Source organism: Actinoplanes aureus (assembly GCF_015704865.1).
Taxonomy (GTDB): Bacteria; Actinomycetota; Actinomycetes; order Mycobacteriales; family Micromonosporaceae; genus Actinoplanes; species Actinoplanes aureus.
Map to the genome: position 1 here is coordinate 140,625 of NZ_JADQTO010000021.1, position 17,637 is coordinate 158,261.

Here is a 17,637-nt window from a genome sequence, read left to right on the forward strand (position 1 = left end):
GAGCGGTGCGGTAGCGGGTGACGTCCGATCATCACGCGGCAAGGTCGATGGTGGTGACGCCGGTCAGGTCGGTCGTCGACATCACCGAGACGGTGCCGGCATACGCGTTCGCCACGTAGACGCGTTCCCCGTCCGGGCTGACCACCACATCGATCGCCACGCCGACGTCGACCGGCCGGCCGACGATCTGCCTGGACGTCAGGTCGACCACGGTCACCCCGTTCACCAGGTCGATGGCGTAGAGCCGGCTGCCGTCGGGATGGACGGCCATGTCAGCGAATCCGGTCTCCGGGCTGGTGACCACCTCGCTCACCTGCCGCGACGCGGTGTCCATCACCCACAGCCGGTTGACCTCACCGACGTCGTAGCTGCCGAGGTACACCCGCTTGCCGTCCGGGCTGACCTCCACGGACGCTGGCCGGCCCGGCAACGGCACCTGCCCGACCGGGAGGTTGTTGTCGGCGTCCATCACGGTGAGCCGGTAGGGACCCTGCTCGGCGGCTCCGTTGGTGGCGTACACCCGGCTGCCGTCGGGGCTGACGGCGGCGGCCCCGGCGTCCTCACCGAGCTTCACCGGCGTACCGATGACGCCGTTGTTCGAGGTCTGGATGATGGTCATCGTGTCCGAGCCGCTGTTGGTGACGTACACCCGGCCACCGTCGCGGGTCATCGCCACGTCGCTGGGCTCGTCGCCGACCGGGATCACGCCGCCGATGGTGGCGTTCTCCCGGGCGGTAAGCACCGTCACCGAGTCGGAGTTCCGGTCGGCGACGTAGAGGTAGCCACCGTCGTCAGCCTTGACCGCTATCCCGACCGGCATCTCCCGCAGCCCGATCGGCTCACCGACCGGCTCGTCGGTCTTCGTGTCGATCACGATCAGCTCCCCACGCGCCGCGGAGTTCCGGGCACCGAAGGGTGGGCGGAGCATCGTCGTCGCGTACACCCGGTCGCTGTCCGGGCTGACCGCCAGCCGGTTCACCAATCGCACCAGAATCCCGGCCGGCGGGGTGAGCTGATCGACGAGCACCACCGCGCCGCACCCGACGATCAGCGTCACGGCCAGAGTCATGGCAAGCAGGCGCCGGGTCAGCCGCACGGGGGTCCCGGCCGGCCGGCGGGCCAGGCTCTCGGCCGCGACGAGCAGCACCAGCAGCGCCGCACCGAACACGATCGCCCAGGTGCGATCGGGATCCGGACGCCCGCGCACCCAGGTGCCGGTGGTCAGGCTGATCGCCCAGCCGCCCGCCACCCAGCCGGTGAGCAGCGCCAGAGCGAACCGGATCGGGGCGGCCAGGGCCGCCACCAGCGGCAGGAGCAACGCGAGCACGACACCGATCGCATACGGCCAGGTGTGCGTGGCCAGGTCTCCGAAGCCGGGGTACGTCTCACGCAGCTGGACGAGTTCGTACAGCTGCACGCCCAGCACCAGTGCGCCGCCGACCGTCGCGAGCACGCACAACAGCAGGGTGACCCGGGCGGCACGGTCGTGCGGAAGCATCAGCCGCAGGCGCACCGCCCGGTCGCGGCGCAGCTGCAGCCCGGCGAGGACGGCGGCGGCCGTCAGGAGCAGGTGGCCGATCAGTTCCAGGCGCAGCTCGCGGCGCGGGTCGCCGAGCAGGGCGTCGCGGATCAGTTCGCCGGTGAAGAACACCAGCCCCCACCAGGACGCGGCGGTCACGCCGAGCAGCAGGCCCGGACCGACGAGCGGGCGGGTCGCCGGGCGCAGCACGCCCAGTCCGGCCACGATCGCGGCGAGGGCGATCCCGGCGGCGTACCGGGGGTGGTCGGCGGCCGGGCCGGACACGTTGACACCGCTGGTCAGCTGGCGGGCAATCGCTCCGGCGACGATGAGCACGCCGGCCACCACCGCGAGAGCGCCGGCCACCACGGCAAGCCGATCCCGCCGGCCCGGCGCGGCCTCCGGCGCCGGCTCGACTTCCGGTGCCGGCTCGACCTCCGGCGCCGGCTTGACTTCCGGCGGCGGCGCAGCCTCTGGCGGCGGCGTCTCGAGCTGCGGCGGAGTCTCTGGCGGCGTCTCGAGTTGCGGCGGAACCTCCGGCGGCGGCGTCTCGGGTGGGGAGGCAGCAGGCTGCGCCGCCGGCGGTGGCGGGGCCGGCTCGGGTACCGACTCCGCCGGTGCTCGCGGCCGCGCCGATGGCGGCGGCGCGGCCACGCGGGCCGGAGCGGCCGGCGGCGCGAGCGCACGCAGGCGATCAGCAGCTGAGGCGGACACGGTACGGCTGTCATCGCCGGTCAGCTGTTCGATCTCGGCCCGGGTGCGAGCGCGTACGGTCTCATTGCCGATGCGATGCAGGCGCACCAGCGCGTCCAGCGCCCCCAGCCGATCGGTCGCGATCGGGCTGGCCAGTGCGTTACGCAAATACACCGGCAGATCCCAGTTGACGTTGCGGGCGATGACCGTACGCCCCTGCACGTCGTCCTGCTTCTTCGGCCGCTGCTGCGGGGTGTCCTCGACAACCCGGTCGTAGACGTAGCTGTACAGCTCGTCGAGCGTGATGTCACCATCACCGTCCAGGTCGGCGCTGCCGTCGCGCAGTCCCGCGGTGAGATGGCGGGTGAACACCGACTGAACCGCCTCGCCGCTGGCCCGGTCGCCCTCGAACGAGTACTGGGTGGCGTCGGAGGCGGTCAGCACGGTCCGCCCGTGGCCCTGGAACCGCTGCAGGGTGTGCACCTGGTCGTCGCCCTTGGCCAGCCGCCCGGGCGGGTACGCCCCGCTGTAACAGCAGTCCAGGATCAGCACCTTCCGCCGGCTGACGCAGCCCTCCATCGCCTGGTCGATCTGGTCGGCCGAGATCGCGGTGAACATCAGACTGTCCCGGCGGGTGTCGGCCATGGCCAGGTGCAACCGGCCCTGGTCGTCCTTCAGTCCGTGCCCGGTGAAGTAGAGCAGGGTGAGATCGTCGCGGCGCCGGTCGTGGTAGAAGTCGCCGATCGCCTCACCGACGCGGTAGTGCGGTTCGTTGATCAGCGTGGTGACCTCGAAGCCGGCGATCCGCGGATCGCCGAGCACGGCGGTCAGCGCCTCGACGTCGTGTGCCGGCGCGGTGAGGCGGCGCAGGCCGGCATCGCGGTACTCGTACGTCGCGATCAGCAACGCGACCCGCCGGCCCACCGCTCACTCCGGACGGTGCCGCTGCAGGAACGCCGCGACCAGCTCACGCTGCTGCGCCGAGGTCGCACCCTCCAGCTCGATCGTGTCGCCGTCGACGGTCAGGGTGATCCGGTGGCGCCCGTGCTGACGGCCCAGCCAGTCCCGCACCGTGTCGACGAGGGCGACGAACACACCGCCGGACGCGCTCAAGGCGACGATCAACGCCCCCACGGTGACCGGGTCGCCCTTCGCGTACGCCGGAGCCGCGTCAGCCGGTGCCGCGGTGACCGACTCGACGTCGACGTGGCCGATCTCGGCGCGAAGCCGGTGAACGAGCCGTTCGTACGTCTCCGCGTCGATCTCGTCGTCGGCCTCCAGGACGACCAGCACCTCGGTCACGCCGTCGACACCCATGGCTCCCACCCGTCTGTCCGTCGGGAATGGGCTCATGCTGCGCCGTTGCATGCTCGGTGGGCAAGGCATGGTCGATGTCCAACCCCTGACACCAGCTCGACCCCGGCGGCGCCAAGCAGCGCTCCACCAACGCTACGACCCGCCGCCTCCGGTCACCGGCGGACCAGCGTGAAACCGCCGGGCAGGACCGGCACCCGCACGGTCGCGCCGGCAGCGGTGACCTTGCCACGCCGTACCCCGGCTGCGTCATAGGTCTCGATCACCGCCGGGCCCGAGACGCGCACGGTTTGTGGTGTGCGCGCGGCGCTGCGCAGCAGCGCCGTCTGGCGCCCGGCTCCGCCGATCACCAACCGCGACACCAGCGGCTCGAGCATCACCGCGTCCAGCACGGCCTCGCCGCCGGTCGCGGTGGCAACGAGATCGGTACGCCCGGCCGCGAGCTCACCCACCGTCACCGGCAGCAACGCCCCGGGCGCCGGTGAAGCACCCTGCGCCCCGATGTCCCCGTGGCGCACCGCGCCCAGCGATGACCAGTGGGTGACCGCCGAGCTGCCGGGCCGCAGGTCGACGACCGGGAGCACCAGCCGGGGCTGATCGAACGCCGGCAGCTGCCAGCGGACGGTGGCGCCGGCGGGCATCCGGACGTAGCCGCCGCTGAACGACGATTCGCCGGTCCACGCCGACGGCGGGGTGACCACCGTGGCGCCGCCGCCGAGTTGTCCCTGCTCGGCCTCGACCGTGGTCGACCCGATCCGGTCCAGGATGCGTCCCTGCCTGGCCAGGGCGGCGACGTCCGGAGAGGCGTCGAGGGCCAGCATGCTCAGCAGCCCGTGGATGGTCGACTCGGCGCCGGAGTTGCGGTTGACCGTGCCGTCGCCGGCGATCCCGTCGATCGTGCGCCCGGTCGCCGGATCGTAGGCGGGCACCCCGGCCGGGTTGGCGCCGAAGTACCAGGCGGCGACGATCCCGGCGAGCCCGCGGAAACCGGTGCGCCCGGTCGCGCCGGCGACCGCGAGCAGCGACTGCAGCCGCGAGTCGACCCCGTAGGCGATCTGGGTGCGGTCGACGCGGGTGGGCAGCCGGCCGTTGTCCGGGCCGCCGGAGGTGAGCAGCCACGGCGTGAAGACGGCCGAGTCGGTGACCGCCGGCCGGACCAGGCCGGGGTCGCCGAGGACCTGGCCGGCGCGGGCCAGCGCCGCCGGCATCTGCGATCCCCAGGCGTGCCAGAGCGACAGCGACAGCGCCCACGGGCGTACCGCGCCGAACGGCCACTCGCGCACGCCGCCGTCGGAGAGCGCGGCGATGCCCTCGGCGAACTGCCGCAACGCGCGCCGGGCCGCGCTCGTTCCACCCACTTCGGCGTACGCGCAAAGCCCCAGCACTGCCTCGGCGGTGGCGTCCGCGCCGTCCACGATCAGCCAGGCGGGTGCCTCATCGCCGTCGATCAGCAGCCGTTCGCCGTACCGGATGAGGACCTGGCGTTGCAGGGCGGTGACCGCGAGATCGAGCCGTTGCCGCAGGAACGCCGCGAACTCGCGGTCGGCGGACCGCCAGGCCGCGTAGCCCTCGCCGAGCGCCCAGAGCGTGCGGGCCAGCCAGTAGGACGGCCCGCTGTCCGACGGGTCGGGCAGTTCCGGCGGGTCGGCGCTCGGGTTGAGCGTGCCGTCCGGCTGCATCCACAGGATCACGTTGCCGGCGTTCGGGCCGGTCGCGGTTTGCAGATAGGTCAGGCCGCGCAGCAGCTGGTAAGAGGCCTCCCGGCTGCTCGCGGCGCCGGTCTGCCGCCAGTGCCGCAGGTAGACCACGGCGGCGCGGGCGACGTCGTCGGCGTTGTAGGCGCCCTGCCCGTACGTGTCGGTCGCCGGGTCGTAGGTGCCGCCACCGATGCGGCGGTAGCTGCCGTCCGGATTGGGCTCGGCGTAGGTCCACAGCATCCCGACCGCCGGCGTATCAGCGAGCCGGTAGGTGGTGTGGCCGGCCTGGGCGGGCGGGGTGACCCGCTCGGAGAGGAAGTCGAGATGGGCGAGGTTCGTCAGTGGCGCTGACGCTTCAGCCGGGGTGGGGTTCAGCAGCGGAGCTGTCAGGGCGAGGCCGCTGCCGAACAGGACGGAACGACGTTTCATCGCGTTCTCCTTCGTCGGTGAGCCGGTCCAGTCGAGCGACGCCGATCCGGGTGTCCGCCATGCCGTAGAAGACGTAGTGGACGCCGTCGACCTGCTCGATCGCGGTGGGGAAGACAACGTTGGGCACGGTGCCGTGATGCTCGTCCTCGGTCTCCGGGACGAAGATGGGCTCGGCGGTGCGGGCCAGCACCCGGCCGGGATCGGCCGGGTCGAGCAGCATGGCTCCGGCGGCGTAGGTGACGTCCTGGCCGGCCGGGTCCCAGCCCGGCGGGACGTAGCCGGTGACGCCGTGGTGGATGAGCAGCCAGCCTTCCGGCACGCGCAGGGGCGGCGGCCCGGCGCCGATCTTGAGCTCCTCGTAGTCGTATTCGGACAGCGCCACGCAGCGGTGCTCGCGGGGCCGGACCAGTGCGGTGAGGTCGGCCCGCACCTCGTCGGCGGGCACGTAGGAGATCCAGATGCCGGCCCGCTCGTCGGTGATGCCGGCGGGCAGGTGCACGCCTTCGCCGGGCCGGACCCAGCTGAGGTCCCACATCGGGCGGTGCAGCATCGCGTAGCAGGGCCGGCCGTCCGGTCCGGGCACCGGCTCCGGAAAGAACACCGCGTCCTTGTTGGGGAACAGGTTGAGGTCGGTGTCCAGGCCGGGCTGGTAGGCGAACTGGACCGGGCCGAGCCGCCGCCACGATCGCAGGTCGGTGGAGACGGCCAGGGCCAGGCGCGGGCCGAGCGGCCCGTACGCGACGTAGGTCATCAGGTGCCGGCCCAGCGTCGGCACCCGGGTGGTGCGCGGATCCTCGACGCCGGCGTTGGTCAGGCCACGCTCCCAGCCCTCGTCCGGCGCGAGCACGACACCGCGGCGGTGCACCCCGACGGGTACGCCGTCGCGCAGCTCCACCTCGGCCAGCCCGACCCGGGACACGTTGCCGGCCGCCACCAGCCGCGGCAGCAGGTGCAGCCGCCCGTCCGGGGTACGCCCACTCGCCGGGTTGAGCACGCCTTCGGCTTCCAACGGGTTGCCGGGATCGGGTGTCATCACCGTGCCGAGACGCGTCAGCGCGTACGGAACATGGGTTTTGATCGGCATGTCAGCCTTTCACCCCCGAACCGAGATCGCTGGAGACGAAGTACCGCTGGAAGGCGATGAACAGCGCGACCGCCGGCGCGGCCAGCACGCACGCCCCGGCGAGGATCGCGCCGAACGGGTTGGCGGCCCGCGACGCCACATTGCTCATGTAGTTGGCCAGCGACACCGCGAGCGGCTGCATGTCGGCCTGTTTGGTGATCAGGAACGGCCAGAGGAACTCGTTCCACGGCCCGATGAAGGTCAGCAGCACCGCGGTCAGCAGGGCCGGCCGGACCAGCGGCAACGCCACCGACCAGAGGATGCGCACCTCACCGGCGCCGTCCAGGCGGGCCGCCGCGAACAGGTCGTCGGGCAGTTGCAGGAAGAACTGGCGGAAGACGAACACCGCCGTCGTGTTGATCGCGAACGGCAGGATCATGCCGAGGTACGAGTCGGCCAGGCCGTAGCCGCGCACGATCAGCACATACAGCGGGATCAGCAGCAGCTGGAACGGGATCACCTGGACCAGCAGGACCAGCACGAACAGGGTGCCGCCGCCGCGAAACCGCAGCCGGGCCAGGGCGTAGCCGGCCAGCACCCCGAACACGACCGTGCCGAGCAGCACGCCGCCGGTGAAGATCCCCGAGTTGACCAGCGAGCCGAGCAGGTCGACCCGCGAGTTGATGTCGGCGTAGTTGTCCAGGGTCAGCCCGCCGGACGGGAACGCGCCGGCCACCGAGGTGTCCGGCTCGGTCTGCAACGAGCCGATCAGCATGTAGTAGAACGGGAACAGGAACGCCAGCGCGCCGGCGAACAGCACGACGTAGCGCAGCACCGTGGGCCATCGCGGCATGTCAGTCCCTCTCGATGAGCCGGCGGTTGATGTAGGCGACGATCAGCACGCCGATGACCAGCAGCACGCCGAGGGCCGCGGCGAAGTCGGGTTCGCCCTGTTGCAGGCCGCGCTGGTACATGACCAGCACCGGGGAGGCGGATTCGCCGTTCGGGCCGCCGTTGCCGGTGAGCAGGTAGGGCTCGGTGAACAGGTTGGCGCCGGTGATCAGCGCGATGATCACCACGAGGGCGGTGGCCGGGCGGACCGCGGGTACGGTCACCGACCAGAACCGGTTCCACGCGCCGGCGCCGTCGACCGAGGCCGACTCGTACAGCTCCTTGGACACGTTCTGCAGGGCCGCGAGGTAGAGCAGGATGAAGAAACCGAGCTGTTTCCAGGTCACGAACAGCGCGATCACCGGCATCGCGAGGTTCTCGTTGACCAGCCAGGACGGGTCCGGCGCGAGCGGGCCGAGCACGGTGTTGACCATGCCGTTGGCGTTGAACAGGAACAGCCAGACACCGACGACGGCGACGCTGGCCGTCACGTACGGGACGTAGAAGGCGACCCCCAGGAACGTGCGGGCGTGCACGGCCCGGTTCAGGGCGACGGCCAGCAGCAGCGCCAGGGCGGTGGTCAGCGGCACGTTGATGACCAGGAAGACTCCGATGTTGCCGAACGCCTGGCGGACCCCGGGGTCGGTCAGAACGGCCCGGTAGTTGTCCAGGCCGATGAACGGGTGCTCGATGATCGCGCCGGGCGCGGCGAAGAAGTAGTCGTGGAAGCTCATCCAGATCGCGAACCCGAACGGGTAGGCGAAGATCACGGCGAGGTACACGGCGTACGGTGCGGCCAGGACCATGCCAACCGGGTGGCGGCCGAGAACCGCCCTTTTCACGAGCCGCTGGCCAGCTGGTCAACCTTCTGCGCGGCGGCGTTGAAGGCGTCCGGAACCGGCTGCTTGCCGAAAATCACCGAGGCCGTGTACGCGTCGCGGAACGCCTGCCAGATCGCCACCGAGTTCGGTACGTTCGGCACCTCCACGGTCCGGCCGGCCATCTCGGCGAACTGGCTGTAGGCGGGGTTCTTCGCGAAGTAGTCCGGGTACGCGGCCGCCAGATCGGTGCGCAACGGCATCTGTCCGGTCTTGGTGAGCAGCTCACCGTCCTGCTCCTTGCTGGTGGCGAACTTCAGCACCTCCCAGGCGGTGGCCCGGTTCTGGCAGGCGCTGTACATCGCCACGTTCTTCGCGTCGCTGAACGTGGTGATCTGGTCGGCCGGCTTGCCCGCCGAGGTGGGCACCGGCACCGCGCCCCACTTCACCTTGTCCCCGTAGACCGCGATCGCCCACGGGCCGACGATCGCCATGGCCGCCTTCTCGTCGGCGAACGAGTCGCCGTTGTACGGCTCCTTCGGTGCCAGGCCCTCGTCGTACAGGGTCTTCCAGAACGCCGCGACCCGCTCGCCCTCCGGGGTGTTGAACTGCGCTTTGTTGTCCTCGACCAGCTGTTTGCCGGTCTCGGCGGCGAACAGCGGGTAGAAGTCGAACCAGGACTGGAAGAAGTCCGCGGCCGGCGACGGGTAGATCGCGGCCGGCGCGGCGCCCGACGACTTGATCTTGCGCGCGGCGGTCAGGAACTCGTCGTACGTGGCCAGCGCCGGCTTCTCCGCGTCGAGCCCCGCCTTGGCGAACAGGTCCTTGTTGTAGAAGATCATCACCGGGTTGGACTTCCACGGCATCTGGTAGAACTTGCCGTCCGACGACTTGTACTGCTCTGCGGCGTCGCCGGTGCGCTCGGTGACGTACTGCGCGCCACCCTCGAACTCATCGAGCGCGACCAGGCCACCCTGCTTCTGGAACTGCGGCACCGCGGCCGGTGCGGTGTTGAAGATCAGGCATGGGGCGTTGCCGGCGGTGATCGCCGCGCCGATCACCTCCTCCGAGCTCTTGCCGGCCGGGATCTCCTGCGCGGTGATCGCCTGATCGGCGTGCTGCGCGTTCCACGCCTCGACCATGGCCTTGCCCCAGCCGAGTTCGTCCTGGTTGTTGGAGAGCCAGATGGTGATCGGGCCGGTGGCGGCGTTGGCCTTCTCGGCGTCGCCGCCGCCACCGCTGCCGTCACAGCCGGCGGCAAGAACGAGAGTGAGAGACACGAGGACTGCCGGGAGCGTGCGTTTCATTTCTCCTCCGATTCAGACGGTGGGAGGTGGGGGTGCGGTGGAGGCCCGGACGACGAGCTGAGCGGCCGGAACCGCGACGTCGTCGACGGTCTCGCCGTCGATCAGGGCGAGCAGAGCCTCGGCGGCCGACCGGCCCCAGTGGTACGGGTCGGTGCGGACGCTGGTGAGCGGCGGGGAGACGTACCCGGCCAGCTCGGTGTTGTCGAAACCGGTGACCGAGAGCTGGGCCGGGACGGCGATGCCGTGCTCCACCGCCACGGACAGCCCGGCGATGGCCATCAGGTCGTTGGCGTAGACGATCGCCGTCGGACGCTCGCCGGCTTCCAGGAGCACCCGGGTGGCCTGCGCCCCACCGGCCGCCGAGAAGTCGGACTCCACCACGGTGGAGGCGGGCAGGCCGGCATCGGTGAGCGCCTGCTCCCACGCTCGACGCCGTACCGAGCCGTGCAGGAAATGGGCCGGGCCGGCGACGTGCGCGATCCGGCGGTGCCCGAGCTCGACCAGGTGGCGTACCGCGGCGGTGATGCCCGGCCGGTCGTCGACCAGCAGTGCCGGGAAGTCGCTGGGCACGTCGGGACGCGCGATCGTGACCGCCGGCATCCCCAGCTCCCGCAGCAGCGCGATCCGCGGGTCGGCGACGCGCAGGTCGAGCAGGAAGACACCGTCCACCCGGCCGGCGCCGGCCAGCCGCCGGTAGCCGTCCTGCTCCGCGCGGGCGTCCGGCACCACCTGCAGCACCAGGGCCTGCCCCCGCTCGGACAGGGTCCGCTCGACGCCGGCGATGAAGGCCGGAAAGAACGGGTCGGCGCCGAGCAGCTCCGGCGGGCGGGCGAGAACCAGCCCGACGGCGAACGCGCGGGAGACCGACAGCGCCCGGGCCTGGTGGCTGGGCGTCCAGCCGAGGCTGCGGGCGGCGTCCAGGATCCGCTGCCGGGTGCCCTCGGCGATGCCCGGCCGCCCGTTGAGCGCGAACGACACCGCACCCTTGGACACCCCGGCGACGCGTGCGACATCACGGATCGTCGGGCGTTCCGGCCTGGTCATCGTCGACCTCCCGGCGCTACTAAACCGGTTTGAACGCGAACCTAGACCGGTTTAGACGGTCGCACAACCCGGGGCACTGACCGCCTGCGTACCGGATCTGCGTACCAGCACTGAGGCGCCGCCGCCGGGCAAGTCCGACCATCGGTGTACCGACAACCGGAGGTGGAGACCATGTACGCCCGACTGCAGACCACCGCATCGCGACCCGACACCGACGACCCGGACAAGCTCATCCGCCGGCTGACCGAAATCATCTCCGCGCATCCCGGATACGCCGGACTCGTCCTGCTCGAAACCGACGACCAGGCCGGCTCCCTGCTGACCCTCTGGCGAACCCGCGACGACGCCGAGCTGGCCTCCGAACGGTCGCGCGCCGCAGCCGGGCCACGACCGGTCACCCTGCTGGTCGACGACATCTACGAGGTCGAGGAGGACGCGCCCGGCCAGGCCGTCACCCAGCCTCCCGCGGCCGCCCTCGTCGGGTACTTCGACGGGCCATGGAGCCCGGCCCGCGTCGACGCCGCACGCCGGCGCTGGCAGAAACGGATCAAACCGGCGCTCGAGCAAGTGTCCGGCCTGGTACGCACCCTGGTGCTCTGGCACCACACCGCCGGCAAGTACGCCGTGGTCCATCTCGCCACGTCGGCCGCCGGAGTGCACGAGATCGTCACCGCCGTCACCGCCGTGCCGCTGTCGGCGGACGACGAGCTGGCCCTCCTGACCGGACCCGACCGGGTCGAGACACCCCGGGTCCTGGCCTACGACGCGAGGTAACGCCTGTCGTCGCTCACCGGCAGCGGGCTCCGGAGTCGAGCGCGTCGGCGATGTGCAGGTCATAGGTCCCGGCGGTGGCGACCGACAGATTGAGGTACGCCTTGACTCCCTCGATGTCAGTACTGGCGCAGAGTATCGCCGCGTTGTCTCCGGCAGGCGGGACTCGCGGGGCGACCTGCCACCCGTCCTGCTCCATCGCGCCCCGGAAGTACTCGACCACCTCGCCCTGCCCGGTGGCGCCGTGGGACTGCCTTCCCGCGTACGCGACAACGCGGTCCACGTCGCATCCGGCGTAGGACTCGGACGGCTGAAGGCCCGCCGGCCACCGGCTCAGCAACGCCAGCCCTTCCAGCCGAGCGCCGCGCTGCTCGCAGTCCTCGAGCCGGTCCCGCTGCCACTCCGCTCGGAGACCCACCACGGCAAGGCCCCCGACCAGCAGCAATAAGGCCCCGGCGGCCCTTGCCAAGTTTCGCACCAGCAGAAAGTAACAGCCGTCTTCTACTGCCGCCCCGCGTCGCGCGGCCCATCCACGACAGGGCATAGTGGCCCGCGGTGTGATCGACCGGCGTTGCCGCTCTGGAATGAGGTAGTTGGACGTGACGACGCGCTTACGTGCCCGACTGGTCCGATCGGCCGCGGTGACGGCACTGGCCGGGGCGATCCTCGCGGTTCCCGCAGCACCTGTGATGGCCGCCCCTCCGGGCATCCGCATCGTGAGTGTGTCCTCGGAAAACGTGCGGTCCGGCGAGTCGGTACGCGTACGGTTCCGTGCCACGAACAACGAGAGCGGGAGAGAAACGATCTTCGTGGCCGTCTCCGGCGGCCTTCAATGCACCGCCGGGTGTTCCGCGTCCCCGGCCATCGGACCCGGCCAGAGCGAGACCTTCGATGCCACGGTTGTCGCGCCCAAGGTGAACAAGAACGAGGTGAGCGGCCGCAACCTCGCGGTCTCCGTCCGGATCGGCACGCAGACAGCGTTCGATCACAAAATGATCTACGTGCACGGCGCTGAACAGCCGCCATCACAGCCGTCATCCGCGGTGAGTCAGGTCTCCGGCCGGGTCCGCGACACCGACGGGAAGCCGATCGGTGGCGCGACCTTGACCGTCCGGGACAGCGCCGGGCACGACTACCGTACGACCAGCGGCCGAGCCGGCAGGTTCGCGATCAAGTCGAGTGCCGGCAAGCCGATCGCCGTAGGCCTCATCACGGTCGACGTACGAAAGGACGGCTATCGCACCGCTCGCGCGACCGTGCAGGGTGCCGCCGGCAGCGCCGCGACCGTGCGGCTGACTATGGCGGCGGTGGCCACGCCGTCCCGGACACCGCCGTCGCCCTCCGCCGAGGCGAGCCGTCCCGCGGCGACCGAAGAGCCCGCGACCGAGGAGGGCTCCGCCGGGGCGGCGCCGCCGGCCGCCCTCAAGGAGGTCAGCGACGATGGTGAGAGCTCGCCGCTGTGGATCATCCTGGGTGGGCTACTGGTGGCCGCGGGTCTGGGCGCGCTCGTACTGGTGCTGATCCGCAGGAGGAACGCACCGAACTCGAACTCGCCGGCGGGTGCGCCCGGAGCCGGTATGGCCGATTCCCCGACCGCCGTACTGCGCACCGTGCCGCCGGCCGGTGGATTCTCCGGCCCATATGGTGCGGCCGCACAGGGCGGCAACCAGCAGCACGGCTACGACCATGGCGGCGGTTTCGCCGGACCTACCCGTTAGCTGAGGCGAAGGCAACAAGACATCGATGATTTACAATAGTGGGAGCGCTCCCATAAGCTACCTTTCCCCCCCGGCCGGCTCTCCCCACGCTCGATCAACCTGATCCGCGGGCCCGAGCGCGAGCTCGGCCGGTTCAGCGCTTGAGCACCGAGAGAGGGAACACCGATGAGTTCGAGAGTAAGGACGGCCGGGCTCGCAATACTTGCCGCCACCATGGCCTTCGCCGGAGCCGTGTACGGCGTGACGCGGTCGGCATCGGCCGACGTGGTGGCTCAGCTGAACGGTCCTCAGCTGGTCGCCGACATGGGTGCCGGCTGGAACCTGGGCAACACACTCGAGGCCAACATCAATGGCATCCCCAGCGAGACGGCCTGGGGTAACCCGGTCGTGACGCAGGCGTTGATCGACCGGGTACGGGCCTCCGGATTCAAGACGATCCGGATCCCGGTCTCCTATCTGGGACACATCGGGGCCGGCCCGGACTACACCGTCAACGCGGCGTGGCTGAACAGGATCCAGGAGGTCGTCGACTACGCGTACAGCCGGGGTCTGTATGTGCTGATCAACATGCACGGCGACGGGTACAAGAGCGTCTCCGGTTCCTGGCTGATCTGTGACGCGGCCTCGCAGACCGCGATCCGGGAGAAGTACCAGAAGGTCTGGCAGCAGGTGGCGACCCGGTTCCAGAGCTACAACGAGCACCTGATCTTCGAGTCCATGAACGAGAACTTCGACGGGCAGTACGGCAACCCGACCCAGCCGTGCTATTCGAACATCAACGCGTACAACCAGATCTTCGTGGACACCGTACGCCGTACCGGCGGAACCAACGCCTCCCGCTGGCTGCTGGTGCCCGGTTGGAACACCAACATCGACCACACCGTCGGCAGCGGCTTCGTCATCCCGACCGACCAGTACCGGGCCTCCACCATCCCGGCCGGCGAACAACGGCTGATGATCTCGGTGCACTACTACGACCCGTGGGACTTCGCCGGCCAGGAGGACGGCACCATCACGCAGTGGGGCGCGGGCGCGACCAACCCGGCGAAGAAGTCGGTCTGGGGCCAGGAAGACTTCATGGACGGGCAGTTGAAGAAGATGCGCGACACCTTCGTCGCGCGCGGATATCCGGTCTTCGTCGGTGAGTACGGCTCGATCGACAAGACGGCGTACGACTCGTCCAACAACAGGTACCGCGCGGACTACGCACGCACCCTGGTGGCCACCGCCAAGAAGTACGGAGCCGCCACCGCCTACTGGGACAACGGCTACAACGGGCAGCACGGCTTCGGCCTGTTCAACCGCAGCTCCGTCACGGTGACCCAGCAGGGCATCATCGACGCCATCATGAGCGCCGTCGGCGGCAGCCTGCCGTCCAGCTCGCCGTCTGCCTCCCCGTCCAGTTCGCCCTCCGTATCTCCGTCCGCATCCCCGTCGAGCTCTCCGTCGAGCAGCTCCGGCACTGGCACCTGCCGGGTCACCAGCGCGGTCAACGCGTGGAACACCGGCCTGACCAACAGCATCGCCATCACCAACACCGGCACCACCGCCATCAACGGCTGGACCCTGGCCTTCACGCTGCCCGCCGGGCAGAGCATCGTCTCCGGCTGGAGCGCCAGCTACTCCCCCGCCAGCGGCACGGTGACCGCGACAAACGCCAGCTACAACGGCTCCCTCCCGCCGGGAGGCTCGGCCACCATCGGTTACCAGGCCAACCACACCGGCAACGCCGCCGCACCCACCGGCTTCAAACTCAACGGCACCACCTGCAACTGACCCACCACGACGGGCCGGGGCCGCTTCAGCGGCCCCCGCAGCGGTAGGCGACTTTCGTACCGGCCGGGATCGGTGACGGCGCGAGGATGTTGACGGTGGCGGTCTCGGTGGTCGTGCCGACGCCGCTGAACGTCCATTTGAGGGTGAGGGTGGCGGTGCGCTGGCCGCTGCCGACCTGCTCGGTGAGCACGGCACCCGGCGCCGCGTCCGACCGGAACCACTGGTAGCGGATCACGCCGCTCCGGCCGTTGGTGTGCACGGTGGCGACCACGTCGACGGTGACATCGCAGCGGTTTCCGGCAGGCTGGGGCACGGCCACCGCCACACTCTCCACCTCGATGGGCCGGAGTCGCTGCCACAGGTAGAGCCCGACCACCACGACCAGCGCGAGGGTCAGCAGGCTGGACAGCACCGACACCAGCCGGCGCCACAGCGGGCGCCGGCGCCCGGCCGCTGCGCCGGCCGGCCAGCCGGGAGTGGGCACCGGGGCCACCGGCACACCGGGCCCGAAGCGCAACTCGGCCTCGGCACGCACGGTCGGAGCACTTTGGGGTACGTGTGCAGTCGGCTCCGATCCGGGCAGGTGCACGGTCCGGTCGGACGGGCGAACGTTGACGGTCGTGTCCGAGTCGCCGAAGTACACGGTGGGCACGGGGCGGTCGATGGTCGCCCACGGATCGGCGGGCGGCATCGGCCGGCCGTCGTTGGGTTCCTCCGGCCGGGTCACGCCAGCCGTCCCCGCGTCGACACATGCCTCTGCGCAGCAAGCACGGCGTGCTCCTAACCGGGGGTGCAGGTGTTGTCGAGGGTCACGTACGCCGGTGACGCCGACCGGGCCGAGTTGCCGGCGGCATCGACGGCAACGACGGAGACCGGAATTCGGGTGGTCGTCTTCGGCGTCGGCAGCGGGCCGAGCGTCCCCTGAAAGACGCCCCTGCCGGCCGATTTCATCGCGACGGTCGAGGTGGTGCCGCCCAGGGTGTAGCGGAAGCTGACCTTCAGCGCGGCCGGGTCGCTCCGGTCGTCGGTGACGGTGGCCGCGACGGTGCTCGTACGGTTGCCGTACTGGCAGTTCTCCGCCTCCAGCGCCGACGGGTTCGCTCGGACGGTGCCGACCGTGGGGGCGGTGGTGTCGGGCCGAGGCGTCGGGGAGGTACTGGTCGCCGGGCTCGGCGCAGGCTTGGTGGTGGTGGTGGGCGTCGGCACGCCGGTGGGCGAGCCGGGCGGGGACTGACTGGGTGTGGTGCCTGGACCCGCCGGCACCGTCGGGCTGGTCGTCGCGGTCTGCGTCACCGAGCCCTCAGAGGTCGATGGCGCCGCCGGCGCCGCCGAGGCGGCCGCAGGGACCGCACTGGACGGTCCGGTCACCGCCGGATCCGCGGCGGCCGGGCTCGCTTGGCCTCCCGCCAGGGCCGGGTATTCGTCGTCGGCGGCGGCGTAGCGGTATCCCACTCCGCCGATCAGCAGCGCCGCGACGAGGGCGCCGCCGGCCAGCGCGGCCTTGCGCCCACGACGGAAGCCGCCGGGCGTGGTGCTGCCGACCGTCGTCGCGGCGAGGCTGGTGGCGCCCGCGCTGCCGTCCGGAAACGGCCACAGCGCGGCGAGCAGGGCGGCCCGGCGCGCCAGCTCGCGCAGCCCGCTGTCCTCCCAGTCCGGCCCGTACGCCGAGCCGGCCACCCGCTCCAGCATGTCGAGGAAGGCGAGGGCGTGCTGGGGCCGGTCGGCGGGCCGTTTCGCCATGCCGTACCGAAGCAGGTCGTGCACCGGCACCGGCGCCGGATCCGTCGGGATGGGCGCGTTGACGTGCTGCTCGTGCAGCGCGAACAGGTTCGGTGCGTCGTACGGCGGCTTGCCGGTGAGGCACTCGAAGAAGGTGGCAGTGGCGGCGTAGATGTCGCAGGCGGGCGTCGCCGGCGCGCCCATCCACTGCTCGGGCGCCATGTAACGAGGCGTACCGGAGACGACGGTGTCAGCGCCCTGACCGACCGGCGCGGCGATGCCGAAGTCCGCGAGCTTGCTCAGCCCCTCCCCCGTCACCAGCACGTTCTCCGGCTTGTAGTCCCGGTGCACGACGCCGTGAGCGTGCGCCGCGCCCAGCCCGGCGAGCGAGCCCTTCAGCACGCAGAGCGCCGACTCGGGAGTGGTCGGTCCGTGCTCGCGCAGCATCTGCCGCAGCGACACCCCGTTGACCAGCTCCATCACGATCGCCGCGCCGTCAGCGGACTCGACATACTCGTACAGCCGGGAGACGTGCGGGTCGTCGATCTCCCCGAGCAGCTGCGCCTCTTTCCGGAAGGCGGCCCGGAACGAAGCGTCGTCCCCGAGGCCGCGCACCAGATACTTGATCGCGACCGGGGTGCCGGTCGGGTCGTGGGTAGCGAGCACGACGCTGCCCGACGCGCCGGCGCCGAGCGGACGAACAGGCGTGTAGCCGGACAGCTGCCAGCCGCTCATTCGAGCACTCCACCATCCAAGGGCGGATGTCTGCCTCCGCCGCGCCGATCATTCTGGTCACGGAAGAACTACCGGGGATCCGCGCAACGGCTGCTTTCGCCGACCAGTTGGGCGACCCCCGAAGGCTTGGGCGCCGCATGCGT

14 protein-coding genes are annotated in these 17,637 nt (G+C 70.9%); 3 read left to right on the forward strand and 11 right to left on the reverse strand.

What is annotated here, in order from left to right; translation table 11 throughout:
- Positions 1–31: 31 nt before the first annotated feature.
- The 8 genes from I4J89_RS34580 to I4J89_RS34615 form a co-directional block, all read right to left on the reverse strand.
- Positions 32–3,136, reverse strand: coding sequence for a caspase, EACC1-associated type (locus I4J89_RS34580; RefSeq protein WP_196418353.1), 3,105 nt, complete (start codon positions 3,134–3,136; stop codon positions 32–34).
- A gap of 3 nt (positions 3,137–3,139) precedes the next feature.
- A complete protein-coding gene (locus tag I4J89_RS34585) occupies positions 3,140–3,529 on the reverse strand; it encodes an effector-associated constant component EACC1 (protein WP_196418354.1) in 390 nt (129 codons plus the stop codon).
- A 152-nt stretch (positions 3,530–3,681) separates the two neighbouring features.
- Positions 3,682–5,652, reverse strand: a complete 1,971-nt coding sequence (locus tag I4J89_RS34590) for a hypothetical protein (protein ID WP_196418355.1) — start codon at positions 5,650–5,652, stop codon at positions 3,682–3,684.
- Complete coding sequence (locus I4J89_RS34595; protein ID WP_230860071.1) at positions 5,579–6,736, reverse strand: glycoside hydrolase family 130 protein; 1,158 nt, start codon at positions 6,734–6,736, stop codon at positions 5,579–5,581. Before I4J89_RS34595 ends, I4J89_RS34590 begins: the two co-directional genes overlap by 74 nt.
- A gap of 1 nt (position 6,737) precedes the next feature.
- A complete protein-coding gene (locus tag I4J89_RS34600; RefSeq protein ID WP_196418356.1) occupies positions 6,738–7,568 on the reverse strand; it encodes a carbohydrate ABC transporter permease in 831 nt (276 codons plus the stop codon).
- Between the two features lies 1 nt (position 7,569).
- Positions 7,570–8,412, reverse strand: coding sequence for a carbohydrate ABC transporter permease (locus I4J89_RS34605; protein ID WP_196418357.1), 843 nt, complete (start codon positions 8,410–8,412; stop codon positions 7,570–7,572).
- A 32-nt stretch (positions 8,413–8,444) separates the two neighbouring features.
- The gene (locus tag I4J89_RS34610) at positions 8,445–9,704 is read right to left on the reverse strand and encodes an ABC transporter substrate-binding protein (protein WP_309238590.1); all 1,260 of its coding nucleotides are present in this window, start codon (positions 9,702–9,704) and stop codon (positions 8,445–8,447) included.
- A gap of 39 nt (positions 9,705–9,743) precedes the next feature.
- Positions 9,744–10,775 carry a LacI family DNA-binding transcriptional regulator gene (locus I4J89_RS34615; RefSeq protein WP_196418359.1) on the reverse strand — a complete coding sequence of 344 codons (1,032 nt, stop codon included), beginning with the start codon at positions 10,773–10,775 and terminating at the stop codon, positions 9,744–9,746.
- A 171-nt stretch (positions 10,776–10,946) separates the two neighbouring features.
- Here I4J89_RS34615 and I4J89_RS34620 point away from each other — a divergent pair, with 171 nt between their 5' ends.
- On the forward strand, positions 10,947–11,549 hold the full coding sequence (locus tag I4J89_RS34620) for a hypothetical protein (RefSeq protein ID WP_196418360.1): 603 nt from the start codon (positions 10,947–10,949) through the stop codon (positions 11,547–11,549).
- Positions 11,550–11,562: 13 nt separating this feature from the next.
- Here the strand turns inward: I4J89_RS34620 and I4J89_RS34625 are convergent, their stop codons facing one another.
- Positions 11,563–12,024, reverse strand: coding sequence for a hypothetical protein (locus tag I4J89_RS34625; protein WP_196418361.1), 462 nt, complete (start codon positions 12,022–12,024; stop codon positions 11,563–11,565).
- 121 nt (positions 12,025–12,145) lie between these two features.
- Between I4J89_RS34625 and I4J89_RS51690 the strand changes: the two genes are divergently transcribed.
- Together I4J89_RS51690 and I4J89_RS34635 are read left to right on the forward strand one after the other, a co-directional pair.
- The gene (locus tag I4J89_RS51690; RefSeq protein WP_196418362.1) at positions 12,146–13,264 is read left to right on the forward strand and encodes a carboxypeptidase-like regulatory domain-containing protein; all 1,119 of its coding nucleotides are present in this window, start codon (positions 12,146–12,148) and stop codon (positions 13,262–13,264) included.
- Positions 13,265–13,429: 165 nt separating this feature from the next.
- On the forward strand, positions 13,430–15,040 hold the full coding sequence (locus I4J89_RS34635) for a cellulase family glycosylhydrolase (RefSeq protein ID WP_196418363.1): 1,611 nt from the start codon (positions 13,430–13,432) through the stop codon (positions 15,038–15,040).
- 25 nt (positions 15,041–15,065) lie between these two features.
- Here the strand turns inward: I4J89_RS34635 and I4J89_RS34640 are convergent, their stop codons facing one another.
- Together I4J89_RS34640 and I4J89_RS34645 are read right to left on the reverse strand one after the other, a co-directional pair.
- A complete protein-coding gene (locus I4J89_RS34640; protein ID WP_309238591.1) occupies positions 15,066–15,767 on the reverse strand; it encodes a hypothetical protein in 702 nt (233 codons plus the stop codon).
- A 53-nt stretch (positions 15,768–15,820) separates the two neighbouring features.
- The gene (locus I4J89_RS34645) at positions 15,821–17,494 is read right to left on the reverse strand and encodes a serine/threonine-protein kinase (RefSeq protein WP_196418364.1); all 1,674 of its coding nucleotides are present in this window, start codon (positions 17,492–17,494) and stop codon (positions 15,821–15,823) included.
- Positions 17,495–17,637: the final 143 nt, after the last annotated feature.